Raw genomic sequence first — 13,717 nt, forward strand, 5'->3', positions numbered from 1 at the left:
GTACTCCTGGCGGTCTTGGTGGCGGGCGGCGGCGCGCCCGGGGATCATGGTGACACGACCGGTCCGATCCGGTGGACCCGCACGTCGCGCGAGCCGCGGCGGCGACCACGGGAAACGGTCGTTCCGCGTGGAACGTGCGGGGACGCCTCGACCGGCAGTACCGTGCCGGGTGACGCCGATCCCACCTGACTGAACGGGGATGGAAACATAAACCCCATGAGAGCCCGGGTACTGGTGGTCGACGACGACCCCGCGCTCGCCGAGATGCTCGGCATCGTCCTGCGCAGCGAGGGCTTCCTGCCCTCCTTCGTCGCCGACGGGGAACGGGCGCTGGCCGCGTTCCGGGACAACCGACCCGACATCGTCCTGCTCGACCTGATGCTGCCCGGTATGAGCGGTATCGACGTGGCCCGGGCGATCCGGGCCGAGTCCGGCGTGCCGATCGTGATGCTGACGGCGAAGAGCGACACCGTGGACGTGGTGCTGGGCCTGGAGTCCGGCGCCGACGACTACGTGGTCAAGCCGTTCAAGCCCAAGGAGCTGGTCGCCCGGATGCGGGCCCGGCTGCGGCGCGGCGAGGACGTCGCCCCGGAGATGCTGACCATCGGCCCGCCCGGCAACCAGATCACCATCGACGTGCCGGCGCACACCGTCAGCCGGGACGGCGAGGAGGTCAAGCTGACGCCGCTGGAGTTCGACCTGCTGGTCGCGCTGGCCCGTAAGCCGCGTCAGGTGTTCACCCGCGAGGTCCTGCTGGAGCAGGTCTGGGGCTACCGGCACGCGGCGGACACCCGGTTGGTCAACGTGCACGTGCAGCGGCTGCGCGCCAAGATCGAGCCGGATCCGGAGCGGCCGGAAATCATCCTCACCGTTCGGGGCGTGGGCTACAAGGCGGGTACCGGATAGCCTGGTCTGCACCGTGACCAGCGCCCCGAGTTCCCTCCCCGAGTCCCCCGCCGGCTGGCGTCCCGCCGCGCGGGCGCTCGGGCGTGCCCTGGCCGGCCGGGTCCTCGGCCTGGCCGCCGGGCTGCACCAGACCTGGCGGCGCTCGTTGCAGGTCCGGGTGGTGACCATCACGCTCGTGGTGTCCAGCCTGCTGGTCGGCGGGTTCGCCTACCTGATCGCCAACAAGATCACCGACATCCTGGTGGAGAACGCCAAGGCCGACACGCTGCTGCGGCTGCGCAGCGGCAGCGACTACTCGGCGAAGCAGTTCTACCTCTACAGCCAGCCGCAGGAGGCGCAGCTCCAGGACACCATCGAGGGCACGGTCAACTACCTGGCCGGTGGGGACCCGCAGCAGACCAGCGGCGTGGTCGTGGCGATCACCGCGGACAGCTACACCGGGATCATCGAGACCCGGACGTCCCCGGCGACCGACGTGCGGCCGCTGGTCAGCCGGGAGCTGCGCGCCGCCGTCGCCGAGGGCAAGGTGGCCCACCAGATCCGGACCGGCCGGCTCGGCGGCGAGCGCACGAAGTACCTGGTCTACGGCTCGCCGGTGCCCACCCGCTTCGGTCAGCTGGAGCTGTACTACCTCGTCCCGCTGAGTCGGCAGGACGCCACCGCCGCCGACGCCCGGGCCACCGTGCTCGCCACCGGCCTGGCCCTGGTGCTGCTGCTCGGCCTGCTCGCCGCCCTGGTGACCCGCCTGGTGGTCACCCCGGTACGGGTGGCCGCCCGGACCGCCCAGCGGCTCTCCGCCGGCCTGCTCGACCAGCGGATGGAGGTCAACGGCGAGGACGACCTGGCGCTGCTGGCCGCCTCGTTCAACCAGATGGCGACCAACCTGCAACGGCAGATCCTCCGGCTGGAGGAGATGTCCCGCCTGCAACGCCGGTTCACCTCGGACGTGTCGCACGAGTTGCGCACCCCGCTGACCACCGTACGGATGGCCGCCGACCTGATCTTCGCCGAGCGGGACGAGTTCGACCCGGCGGTGGCCCGCAGCGCCGAACTGCTCCAGGCCGAGCTGGACCGGTTCGAGGAGCTGCTGACCGACCTGCTGGAGATCAGCCGGTTCGACGCCGGCTTCGCCATGCTCGACTCCGAGCCGACCGACCTGGTGCCGGTGGTGCACCGGGTCGCCGACCGGCTGGCCGGGCTGGCCGAGCGGGCCGGCGTGGCCATCGAGCTGGACGTGCCGAGCACCCCGGTGATCGCCGAGGTGGATCCCCGCCGGGTCGAGCGGGTGCTGCGCAACCTGGTCGGCAACGCGGTCGAGCACGGCGAGGCCAAGCCGGTGCTGATCACCCTCGGCATGGACCGGACCGCCGTCGCGATCACCGTGCGGGACCACGGCGTCGGGCTCCGGCCGGGCGAGGAGAAGCTGGTCTTCAACCGGTTCTGGCGGGCCGACCCGTCCCGCGCCCGGCAGACCGGCGGCACCGGGCTCGGCCTGTCGATCAGCCTGGAGGACGCCCGGCTGCACGGCGGATGGCTGGAGGCGTGGGGCGCGCCGGGGCAGGGCGCCCAGTTCCGGCTCACCCTGCCGGCGCGCGCCGGGGACCGGCTCACCACGTCGCCGCTGCGGCTGGTGCCGGCCGACGCCGCGCTGCCGTTCGGCGGTCCCCGCGCCGGCGAGGTGCTGGCCATCGGCCCGGCCGGCGGCGGCGCGCTGGCGATCGGGCCCGGCCCGGCGGCCGACGACGGGGACCGGGCGGAGGTGCGGTCGTGAGGCGTGCGCTCGCCGGCGCGCTCGGCGCCGTGCTGCTGGCCCTGACCGGGTGCGGCATCCCGGCGAACACCGAGGTGCAGGTGGACGGGTCCGGGCCGGCGGTCGAGGCGGGCGCGTCCAGCTTCCGCCGGGACGAGCCGCCGAGCCGTACGGCCAGCGGCGACGACCGGGAGCTGTTCGTCCGCAACTACCTCGCCGCCGCGGCCGGCGAGCCGGAGCAGGCGTACACCCGGGTGAAGAAGTTCATCGCGCCGGAGAACAAGAGCCGCCTGCAGGAGAAGCAGGGCAGCGAGATCGCGGTCAACGTGGTCCGGCTGACCGAGAAGCCGGTGATCACGGAGAACGCCAACGGCGTCTTCTCGGTGCGGCTGCCGGTGCAGCAGGTCGGGCTGCTGCGCGCCAACGGCGTGCTCGGGCCCCCTGTGGCGACCGACCGGGAGTACCGGTTCAGCCTGCGCAGCGCGGCCTCACCGGGGCAGGAGGGGACCGCGGAGGCGGGTCTGTTCGTCACCGACCCGCCGAACGTGCTGCTGCTCAGCGTCGACGCGCTGCGCCAGTACTACCAGACCTCGCCGGTCTACTTCTGGAGCTCCGACCAGCGCCGGTTGGTGCCCGACCAGCGGTACCTGCCGCTGGCCGTGCCGCACCAGCGGCGGGTCAGCGAGGTGGTCAAGTGGCTGATCGCCGGGCCGTCGGAGTGGCTGAGCACCGGGGTGAGCCGGCTGCCGGACCGGACGGCCCTGATCAACAACGCCACCGAGACCGACGGTCGCTGGGAGGTCACCCTCGACCTGCCCGGTGACGACAGCCGCCGGCTCGCCCAGATCGGCACCCAGCTCGCCTGGTCGCTGCCGGAACTGGACGGGCAGCTCCAGCTCACCACGCGCAACCAGTCCCGGGTCCGCATCGAGGACCTGGAGCGACACCGGCTCGCCCACCCGGTCTACCCGGTCAACGACAATCCCCAGCGGTACGCCGTCTACGAGGGCGCGGTCCACCCGCTGGCCTTTCCCGGCGAGGCGAGCGCCCCGGCGCCGCTGGCGGCGGCGGACAACCGGAACGTCGTGTCGGCCGGGCTCAGCCGCGCCGACGAGCGGGTGCTGTCCGCCCTCGTGGTCGACGTGCCGGGCGGTCGCCGGCGCCTGGTCACCGGTTCCGGGCCGGACGCGGTGCCGGCGGGCAACCCCTCGGCGCAGACCTTCTCGACGGTCGGGCGGCCGGTCTGGCTGCGCTCGCCGGACCCCCGCCAGCCGTACGGGCTGGTGGTGGCCGACGGCAACCTGTGGCGCTTCGACGACCGGGGCCGGATGGAGCAGGTGCCGCTGACCGTCCCCGGCCGGGTGACCGCGGTGGCCGCCTCGCTGGAGGGGCACCGGATCGCCCTGGTGGTCGGCGGCGCGCTGTACCTGGCGGCGGTGAACCTGGACGGCGGGGTGGTGACCGCCGGTCCGGCCCGCCGGGTGGCCACCTCGCTGACCGAGCTGTCGGCGGTGGACTGGGCGGGGGAGAACGCCCTGGTGCTGGCCGGTACGGCCGGCCGCTCGGCGGTCTACCAGGTGAGCATCGACGGCGCCCTGGAGACGGCCCTGGTGTCCGACGTGGGCGCCCGGGTGACGCACCTGTCCACGTACCCGACCAACCCGGTGGTGGCCCTGCCCAGCGCGCTGATCATGTACGAGGCGAACGGGGTGGCCTACCGGTACCCGCAGGGCGACACCATCCGCCGCGACCAGGTCCTGGAGGTGACCCCGCCGCCGGACGGGGTGCGCCCCGGCAGCCCGACCGCCCCGATCTTCCTGTTCTGAGCGCGTCGTGCGGCCGGACCTCGGGGGCATCTGGGCGGACCTGACCGACCTGGTGCTGCCGGTGGAGTGCGCGGGCTGCCGCCGGCGGGGCCCGGCCGTGCGGCGGGGCTTCTGCCCGGCCTGTGCCGAGGCGCTGGAGGCGCTGCGTCCCGCCCCGGCACGGCCTGATCCCGCCCCACCCGACCTGCCGCCCTGCCACGCCCTCGGCCCGTACGCGGGCCGGTTGCGGGAGGCGCTGCTGGCGTACAAGGAGCGGGGCCGGCACGGGCTGGCCCGGCCGCTGGGCGCGCTGCTGGCCGAGGTGGTGGCCGCCGCGGTGGGCGGCGTCGCGCGACCGGTGCTGCTGGTGCCGGTGCCGGACACCGCGGCGGCGGCCCGGGCCCGCTACGGCGACCACCTGACCCGGCTGGCCCGGCACGCCGGGGACCGGTTGCGCGCGGCGGGCTGGGACGCGCGGACGGCCACGCCGCTGCGGGCGCTGCCCCGGCCGGACTCGGTGGCGCTGGACCGCGCCGGGCGGGCCGCGGCGGCGGAGTCGGCGTTCCGGCCGCGCGCCGGCTCGGGACCGGCCGGCGGCGGCCGGGTCGTGGTGGTGCTCGACGACATCCTGACCACGGGAGCGACCCTGGCGGCGGTGAGTCGGACTTTGCGCCGCACGGGAATGACGCCAAACGTCGCGGCGGTGCTCGCGGCAACGCAAAAGCGGCGGTAAAGGTGACGCTTCGTGATTCCATTTCACCCCTTGGTGGCGAGAGCTGTGAATTTTCTGAGGGTTGTCGACAACCAGGGGTGACGGCCGGGCGAACAGGAGTTAGCGTTTCCCTGTCCGGGGTAGGAGGTCTCAAACCCCACCCCGGCGGTGGAAGGAGGCGTAGCCGTACTGACCGGTCGACGCCACGCGGGGACGCTCCCTGAGGGCCGGTCGACCGGGTCCTGAAGATCAGACGACCATCCGAAAAAGGGAGGTCACGTGGACATCGTGGTCAAGGGCCGAAACGTCGAAGTGCCGGACCATTACCGGGTGCACGTCGCGGAGAAGCTCGCGAAGATCGAACGCTACGACCACAAGCTCATCCGGGTCGACGTGGAATTGTTCCACGAACGCAATCCCCGACAGTCCGACACGTGCCAGCGGGTGGAGATCACCTGTGTCTCACGCGGACCGGTGATCAGGGCCGAGGCCTGCACGAACGACTTCTACAGTGCACTCGACGCGGCCATCGCCAAGCTCGACACCCGACTGCGCCGCGCGGCCGACCGCCGTCGCGTGCACCGGGGCCGCCACGCGCCGATCTCCGTCGCCGCCGCCACCGCGGACCTGCCGGTGGCCGACCTCGACGGGCCCGGCCTGGCGACGCTGAACGGCCGCACGGCCACCGCGGTCGCCGAGCGCGACGAGGAGCCGGCCGACGAGTACGACGACCAGCCCTGGCACATCGCCCGGGCCAAGGTGCACCCCGCCGAGCCGATGACCGTGGACGACGCCCTGTTCCAGATGGAACTGGTCGGGCACGACTTCTACCTGTTCCACGACAAGGAGACCGGCCGGCCGAGCGTCGTATACCGACGGCACGCGTACGACTACGGGATCATCTCGCTCGACACCTGACCCCTGTCCACCCCTCGCGACCGGTCACGGAGTCCCGGTGGCCCGCCACCGTGGACTCCGTGACCGTTGCCGTTGCCCGCCCGGGTGGACCGCGTCGACCGGGGCCGGAGACCCGTGGCGCACCGGGCCCGGATCAGCGGTGGTCGGTGGCGAGCAGCGCGAAGAGCAGGGTGTCCGTCCGGCTCTCGCCCCGGCCGGGGAGCCGGCCGCGCATCAGCCCCTCCGGCCGGAACCCGGCCCGCTCCAGCACCCGCTGCGAGGCGACGTTCTCCGGGGCCGTGCCGGCCCAGAGCCGGGCGAACCCGATCCCGAACGCCCAGCCGGCCATCAGGCGTACCGCGCGGGTGGCCAGTCCCCGCCCGCGAGCCTCGGGCAGCAGGCTGTAGCCGACCATGCCCTGGCCGGTGGCCGGCTCGTCGTGGACCAGCGCGCAGCCGCCGGCCACCTCGCCGGTCGACGCGTCGCAGAGCGCGAAGTCGGCCGAGTCGCCGACCAGCCATTCGCTCTCCGCGACCGCGCACCGCCGCTCGATCGCCGCCCGGGTCGGCGGAGTCTGTCGGACCCGGCTCGCCACCACCTCCGGCAGCGTGTGCAGCCGGTACAGCGGGTCCACGTCGTCGGGGGCCAGCCGGCGCAGCGTCACCACGCCGTCGGTGAGCCGGCCGCCGGGCAGGTCCGGCAGCACGCGCGGCGTCGGGCCGTCCGGGTCGTCGGTGAGGCGTACCCAGGCGAGCAGGTCGTGTCGGCCGCCGTCGCGGGCCCGGCCGGCGGCACGGCGTACCCCCTCGGGCCGGAAGCCCGCCGCCAGCGCCACCCGCTGGCTGGCCGGGTTCTCGGCGTGGGTGAGCAGCTCCAGCCGGACCAGGCCGGCGTGGAACGCGGTGGCGGCCAGGGCGCGGGTGACGGCGGTCGCGATCCCGCGCCGCCGGGCCCAGGGCGCCACCCAGTAGCCGACCTCGGCCTGGTCGCGTCCGGGGACGACCTGGCTCAGGCCCGCGCCGCCGACCAGCCGGTCGGTGCCGGCGTCGACGACGGCGTACGCGACGCCGCCGGCGGCCCGGGCCGCCGGCGCGCCCTCGGCGATCCACCACCGCGCGTCGGCGACGGTGTACGGCCGGGGCATGCCCGGGTTGAACCGCAGGTTCTCCGGGTCGCCGCAGCCGGCGGCGAGGTCGTCGGCGTCGGCGGGGCGGAACGGGCGCAGCCGTACCGGGCCGGCCGCCACGACCTCCGGGATCACGCCAGGTCCTCGGCCAGCAGCGCGGCGACCCAGGCGTCGACCCGTTCGCCCCGGTGCTGCACACCCCCGCGGGCGGTGCCCTCGAAGGTGAAGCCGGCCTTCTCGGCGACCCGTCGGGAGGCGACGTTCCCGACGTTCGCCCGCCACTCGATCCGGGCCAGGCCGAGGGTGGTGAAGCCCCAGGCGCTCAGGGCGGCCAGCGCGGCCGACATGAACCCCCGCCCCCGAACGTGCGGCGCGGTCATGAAACCGACGTCGGCCAGCAGTGGATCGGCCGGGCTCAGCCGTAGGTCGATCGTGCCGGCGTAGTCGTCGTCCGCGTCGGCCACCACGAAACAGGTGCTGGTGCCGCGTGCCCAGGCCGTGTGGCAGTAGTCGAGATACGAGTCGGCGTCTCCCCGCTGGTACGGGTGCGGCACGGTGGTCCAGCGGACGGTGTCGAGGTCCTGGCAGGTCGTGACGATCGCGTCGAGGTCGCGCTCCTCCATCGGACGCAGCCGCAGCTCGGTGTCGCCGGCGGTGGCGAAGAGGACCGGCTGCGGCCGGCCGAAGACCGCCGCGCGGCGGGCGTCCAGGGTGTCCGGGCCGGCCGGGCCCGGCTCGCCCGGGGCGGGCACCTCGCCGGGCAGCAGCGAGCCGATCCAGGCGTCCGTCCGGCCGCCCTCGGCGGGACGGGCCAGCCGCAGCTCGCCGGAGACGCGGAAGCCGGCGCGCAGCGCCACCAGCCGGGAGAAGTGGTTGCCGACCTCGGCCTGCCAGACCACCCGGCGCAGCTTCAGCGCGTCGAACGCCCACCGGGCGACCGCCCTGCTGGCCCGTACCGTCACGCCCCGGCCGCGGGCCCACGGCGCGGTCCAGTAGCCGAGTTCACCGGAGTCGAGGGACCGGTCGACGGCGACCAGCCCGCAGGAGGCCAGCAGCTCCCCGGTGGTCGCGTCGCAGACCGCGAACGGCGCGCCGGCGCCCTCGGCCCAGGCCCGGCCGCTGATCTCGGTGACGAAGCCGTGGGCGTGCTCCGGCAGGTACGGGCGTGGCACGCTGGTCCAGCGCTGGATGTCGGGGTCCTGGCAGGCCCGGTGCACGGCGTCGGCGTCGTCGGCGCGCCAGGGGCGCAGCAGCAGGCCGTCCTCGATGATCTCCACAGGCTCCACCCGGCCCATCGTGCCGGACCGTTCGCGATGGGCGTAACCGGATATCCGCCGGTGACGCCGTGGGGCGCGTGTTATGTCGTTTTCGTCGGTGCGGACCGCCGCCACCAGTGACCATCACGCCGATGGAGCGCCTACGATGGTTCGAGACTGTCTAGGGGAGCGTTGATCCGTGTCGATTCTGGAAAAGGTCCTCCGCGCCGGCGAGGGCCGCATGCTGCGCCGGCTGAAGGCCATCGCCGCCGCCGTCAACTCGATCGAGGACGACTACGTCAACCTCACCGACGACGAGCTGCGGGGCCTGACCGCGCAGTACAAGGAACGGCTCGCCGACGGTGAGACCCTCGACGACCTGCTGCCCGAGGCGTTCGCCACGGTGCGCGAGGCCGCCGCGCGGGTGCTCGGCCAGCGCCCGTACGACGTCCAGGTGATGGGTGGCGCGGCGCTGCACTTCGGCAACATCGCCGAGATGAAGACCGGTGAGGGCAAGACGCTGACCTCGGTCATGGCCGTCTACCTCAACGCGCTCTCCGGCAAGGGCGTGCACGTGATCACGGTGAACGACTACCTGGCCCAGCGCGACGCCGCCTGGATGGGCCGGGTGCACGAGTTCCTCGGGCTCACCGTCGGCGTCGTGCTGCCCAACCGGCCGGCCAGCGAGCACCGCGCCGCGTACGAGTGCGACATCACCTACGGCACCAACAACGAGTTCGGCTTCGACTACCTGCGCGACAACATGGCCTGGTCGAAGGACGAGCTGGTCCAGCGCGGGCACAACTTCGCCGTCGTCGACGAGGTCGACTCGATCCTCATCGACGAGGCCCGTACGCCGCTGATCATCTCCGGCCCGGCCGAGCACTCCGCCCGCTGGTACCAGGAGTTCGCCGGCGTGGTGGCCCGGATGCAGCCGGGCACCGACGGCTCGGGCGACTACGAGGTCGACCACGCCAAGCGCACCATCGCGGTCACCGAGCGCGGTGTCGCCAAGGTGGAGGACCGGCTCGGCATCGACAACCTCTACGAGTCGGTCAACACCCCGCTGGTCGGCTACCTGAACAACGCCATCAAGGCCAAGGAGCTCTACAAGCGCGACAAGGACTACATCGTCAGCGACGGCGAGGTCCTGATCGTCGACGAGTTCACCGGCCGCATCCTGCACGGCCGTCGTTACAACGAGGGCATGCACCAGGCGATCGAGGCCAAGGAGGGGGTGGAGATCAAGCAGGAGAACCAGACCCTGGCCACGATCACCCTCCAGAACTACTTCCGCCTGTACGAGAAGCTCTCCGGCATGACCGGTACCGCCCAGACCGAGGCGGGCGAGTTCAACAAGGTCTACAAGGTCGGCGTCGTGACCATCCCGACGCACCGGCCGATGGTCCGGCAGGACCGCGCGGACGTCATCTACAAGACCGAGCGGGCCAAGTTCAACGCGGTCATCGAGGACATCGCCGAGCGGCACGAGAAGGGCCAGCCGGTGCTGGTCGGCACCGTCTCGGTGGAGAACTCCGAGATCCTGTCCCAGCTGCTGCGCCGCCGTGGCATCCCGCACTCGGTGTTGAACGCCAAGTTCCACGCCCGCGAGGCGGAGATCGTCGCCCAGGCCGGCCGCAAGGGCGCGGTCACCGTCGCCACCAACATGGCCGGCCGGGGTACGGACATCCTGCTCGGCGGCAACCCCGAGTTCCTCGCCGCCAACGAGCTGCGCCAGCGCGGCCTCGACCCGGTGGAGAACGAGGAGGAGTACGCCAAGGCGATGGAGGAGGTCCTCCCCACCTGGAAGCAGGCGTGCGAGACCGAGGCCGAGGAGGTCGCCGAGGCCGGCGGCCTCTACGTGCTCGGCACCGAGCGGCACGAGTCCCGCCGGATCGACAACCAGCTGCGCGGTCGTGCCGGCCGGCAGGGCGACCCGGGTGAGTCCCGCTTCTACCTCTCCCTGCAGGACGAGCTGATGAAGCGGTTCCGGGCGGGCGCGGTCGAGGCGGTGATGGAGCGCTTCAACATCCCGGAGGACGTGCCCATCGAGTCGAAGATGGTCACCCGGCAGATCAAGAGCGCGCAGGCCCAGATCGAGGGCCAGAACGCCGAGATCCGCAAGAACGTTCTGAAGTACGACGAGGTGCTCAACAAGCAGCGCCAGGTGATCTACGCCGAGCGGCTGCGCGTGCTCAACGGCGAGGACCTCTCCGACCAGGTCCGCAACATGATCGACGACGTGATCGGCGCGTACGTCGTCGGCGCCACCAGCGAGGGCTACGCCGAGGACTGGGACCTGGAGCAGCTCTGGGCCAGCCTCAAGCAGCTCTACCCGGTGGGCGTCACCATCGAGGACCTGGAGGAGGAGGTCGGCTCCCGGGCCGGCCTGGACCAGGACTTCCTGCTCGCCCGCCTCAAGGAGGACGCGCACGCCGCGTACGACCGGCGCGAGGAGCAGCTCGGCGAGGAGGCGGTACGCCAGCTGGAGCGGATGGTGCTGCTCCAGGTCATCGACCGCAAGTGGCGTGAGCACCTCTACGAGATGGACTACCTCCAGGAGGGCATCAGCCTGCGGGCGTACGCCCAGCGCGACCCGGTCATCGAGTACCAGCGCGAGGGCTTCGACATGTTTGCCACCATGATGGACGGCATCAAGGAGGAGACGGTCGGCTTCCTCTACAACCTGGAGGTGCAGGTCCAGGAGCCGGAGGCCGAGGAGGTCCAGCTGCTGGAGAAGCCGGTCGAGATCCGGGCCAAGGGTCTCAGCCGCGCGCCGCAGCAGCAGGGTCTGCAGTATTCCGCCCCGACCATCGACGGCGAGGCCGGTTCGGGCGCGGTCGCGGTCGAGCGTCCCGAGCAGCAGGCGCCCGCGCTCGGCGTCGGCCGCCCGGAGACGCCGGAGCGTCCGGCGGCGCAGGCCACGCCGCGCCGCCCGCTCGGCGGGCAGGCGATGGCGGCGGCGAGCACCGCCCGGCGGGCCGCCCCGGGTGAGTCCGCCGAGGCCGGCCCGTCCCGCAACGCCCCGTGCCCGTGCGGCTCCGGCCGCAAGTACAAGCGCTGCCACGGCTCGCCCAACGGCGGCGCCTGATCCTCACCGGCGGCCCCGCTCGGGCCGCCCCGCACGACACCACGGAGCCGCGGTCCCCTCAGGGGACCGCGGCTCCGCCGTCTTCCCGCTCCCGCCTTGCTCGCGCTCCCGTTTCTTGCTCCCGCTTTCCGCTCCCGTCTCCGCTTCCGTGGTCTTGCAGTTCTGGTGAGGGATATGGGTTTCTTGCGTCCTTCATTCCCACCCGTATGCACGATCGCCGGGCCTTGGGCGGCGGGGGAGGGATGGGAATGAGGGGGTGCTCAGAGGATGTGGAGGGCGGTGCAGAGCCAGGTGCCGCGGCGGTGTTCGAGGCGTACGGCCATGGCCCAGGTGCGACCGGCGGCGGCGAGGACGGCGGCCACCTCCACGGCCGCCGGGCGGGGTTCGCAGACCCGTAGCCGGCGCAGGTGCACGGTGGGTCGGGTGGACCGGCGGCGGACCGGCCCGGTGCGCGACGTGGCCCGGGCCAGCTGCTCGCCGGCCTCGGTCATCCGCCCCGGTTCGACCAGTGCGCGCAGCTGCCCCGGCGGTCGGTAGCCGTTGAGGATCTCCAGGAAGGTGCCGACGAACCGCTGCGCGGCCCGGGTCGCCTCGGGGGTGGTGGCCGGGGCGTCGGGCGGTGGCCCGGTGGGCGGCCGGCCGGGCCGGGTCGGCGCGGGCCGGGGATCGTGCCGGCGACCGGCCGGCCGCCCGGCTGGTTGCTGGGTGCCGAAGAGGTCCAGGGCGAGCTGGCCGTGCGGGCGGGGCCACAGGTCGGGCGCCTCGTCGGCGTACGGCGGCTCGCTGACCGGGGCGGGGCGCAGCCGGATCGGGGGCCGGGACGGCCCGGGACGGCGGGAGTCGACCACCACTGTCACCCCTGTCCTTGCGTTTGCTTTCGTTTGCCTGCGGCAGACTCCGATTCTTGGGCACGGCAGTGCCCGCCGTCAATGTCGGGGCGGGGTCGGTTCGCTACTCCGCGTCGCGATCGACGAGCGGATTGCCGCGCACCCACTCGGCGGTCTCGGCGTACTTGCGCTGGATGTACTCCTCCAGCTGCGCGCGCTCGACGCGCCACTGGCCACGCCCACCGATCTTGATCGCGGGCAGCTCGCCGCTGCGGACCATGTGGTAGACCTGCGAGTCCGACACGTTCAGCTCGGTGGCCACGTCGGAGAGCAGGAGAAACCTCGGCTCCACGGTCAACCCCCGGTGTTGGCGTCGTTTGCCTCAGTTTGCCACCGCCACCCGGTCCGGCCCAGTGTCGCCCCGTCCAACGTGGCCCAGTGCCGCCTGTCCGGCTTGGCCCGGTGCCGCCTGTCCGGCTTGGCCCGGTGCCGCCTGTCCGGCTTGGCCCGGTGCCGCCCCAGCGCCGGCCGTCCGGCGCGGCGTAGTGCTGCCCGTCCGGCGTGGCCCGGCGTGGTGCTACCCGTCCGGCGCGGCGCGGTGCTCCCCGACCGGTCGGCCGGTGCCGCCCGTCCGGCCGGTCCGAGGACCCGGACCGGCCGGGCCGGACACGACCGGGGCGGGTGGACGGTGAGCCGCCTTCCCCTGACCCGGTGCGGGGTGTATGACGGTCTCGGCGTACGGCATGATCGGCGCCCGGGACCGGCGGACCGGCCGGTCCGGCGAACGACCGGGAGAGACGACGTGAGCGACCAGTTGGTCCGGGTGTACGTCCCGGCGACCGTGCCGATGCTGACCCGGCTGCGCGAGCACGGGCTGCCGGCGGCGGAGGCGCATGCGGTCACCCCGGCCCTGCGCGAGTGGTACGCCGAGGGCGACGAGGAGGAGCTGGAGTACGTCGCGTTCACCCGCGCCGCCCAGGACGCCCTGCAACTGCTGCGGGAGGACCCGGCCGCGCCCCGGCGGCGGGTGGTGGTCTCGGTGGACCTGCCCCCGGCGGCGGTCGGTCGGGGCGACGGCGAACTCGGGTCCAGCTACGTGCTGCTCGACGGGCCGGTGCCGGTCCGGTCGGTGGCGGCGCTGCACGTCGACGGGGCGGACGCGGTCGACGACGTCAGCGCCGCGGTGGAGGTGATCGCCGAGGCGCTGGCCGGCGATCCGGACGCCCAGTTCACCGTCGACAGCGCCGAGGACCACGAGCTGGAGTGGTACGACCCCTCCGAGCTGGACCTGCTGGTGCGCGCCGCGACCTCCTGACCGCCGGGCGCCGTGGCACCCGGCGGGCCGCC

Annotated in this window: 11 protein-coding genes; 7 read left to right on the forward strand and 4 right to left on the reverse strand. The window is 73.4% G+C overall.

The genetic code is table 11. The features are described 5' to 3' along the window. The first annotated feature begins 216 nt into the window (after positions 1-216). From mtrA to hpf, 5 genes are all read left to right on the forward strand, one after another. Positions 217-906, forward strand: a complete 690-nt coding sequence (gene mtrA, locus GA0070614_RS20865) for an MtrAB system response regulator MtrA (protein WP_088977546.1) — start codon at positions 217-219, stop codon at positions 904-906. A gap of 88 nt (positions 907-994) precedes the next feature. Continuing rightward, positions 995-2,677, forward strand: a complete 1,683-nt coding sequence (gene mtrB, locus GA0070614_RS20870) for an MtrAB system histidine kinase MtrB (protein WP_231933725.1) — start codon at positions 995-997, stop codon at positions 2,675-2,677. Continuing rightward, positions 2,674-4,482, forward strand: coding sequence for an LpqB family beta-propeller domain-containing protein (locus tag GA0070614_RS20875; protein ID WP_088977548.1), 1,809 nt, complete (start codon positions 2,674-2,676; stop codon positions 4,480-4,482). Before mtrB ends, GA0070614_RS20875 begins: the two co-directional genes overlap by 4 nt. A 7-nt stretch (positions 4,483-4,489) precedes the next feature. Then, positions 4,490-5,194: a ComF family protein gene (locus GA0070614_RS20880; protein WP_088977549.1), complete on the forward strand. Its 705-nt coding sequence runs from the start codon at positions 4,490-4,492 to the stop codon at positions 5,192-5,194. 258 nt (positions 5,195-5,452) lie between these two features. Beyond that, positions 5,453-6,091: a ribosome hibernation-promoting factor, HPF/YfiA family gene (gene hpf, locus GA0070614_RS20885; RefSeq protein WP_088977550.1), complete on the forward strand. Its 639-nt coding sequence runs from the start codon at positions 5,453-5,455 to the stop codon at positions 6,089-6,091. Between the two features lie 133 nt (positions 6,092-6,224). On the opposite strand, the gene GA0070614_RS20890 is transcribed toward hpf, so the two are convergent. After that, positions 6,225-7,331, reverse strand: coding sequence for a GNAT family N-acetyltransferase (locus GA0070614_RS20890; RefSeq protein ID WP_088977551.1), 1,107 nt, complete (start codon positions 7,329-7,331; stop codon positions 6,225-6,227). Beyond that, positions 7,328-8,491 (reverse strand): GNAT family N-acetyltransferase, encoded by a 1,164-nt coding sequence (locus GA0070614_RS20895; RefSeq protein ID WP_231933343.1) that lies wholly within the window; start codon positions 8,489-8,491, stop codon positions 7,328-7,330. The genes GA0070614_RS20890 and GA0070614_RS20895 overlap by 4 nt, the downstream gene beginning before the upstream one ends. Positions 8,492-8,651: 160 nt before the next feature. Here GA0070614_RS20895 and secA point away from each other — a divergent pair, with 160 nt between their 5' ends. After that, complete coding sequence (gene secA / locus GA0070614_RS20900; protein WP_088977552.1) at positions 8,652-11,543, forward strand: preprotein translocase subunit SecA; 2,892 nt, start codon at positions 8,652-8,654, stop codon at positions 11,541-11,543. Between the two features lie 260 nt (positions 11,544-11,803). Here secA and GA0070614_RS20905 read toward each other — a convergent pair whose 3' ends face one another. Beyond that, positions 11,804-12,391: an Rv3235 family protein gene (locus GA0070614_RS20905; protein WP_088979559.1), complete on the reverse strand. Its 588-nt coding sequence runs from the start codon at positions 12,389-12,391 to the stop codon at positions 11,804-11,806. 103 nt (positions 12,392-12,494) lie between these two features. Further along, positions 12,495-12,722 (reverse strand): helix-turn-helix transcriptional regulator, encoded by a 228-nt coding sequence (locus GA0070614_RS20910; RefSeq protein ID WP_088977553.1) that lies wholly within the window; start codon positions 12,720-12,722, stop codon positions 12,495-12,497. 450 nt (positions 12,723-13,172) lie between these two features. On the opposite strand from GA0070614_RS20910, the gene GA0070614_RS20915 reads away from it, so the two are divergent. Continuing rightward, a complete protein-coding gene (locus tag GA0070614_RS20915) occupies positions 13,173-13,685 on the forward strand; it encodes a DUF6912 family protein (protein ID WP_088977554.1) in 513 nt (170 codons plus the stop codon). Positions 13,686-13,717 lie beyond the last annotated feature (32 nt).

This window comes from Micromonospora coxensis, assembly GCF_900090295.1.
Lineage (GTDB): Bacteria > Actinomycetota > Actinomycetes > Mycobacteriales > Micromonosporaceae > Micromonospora > Micromonospora coxensis.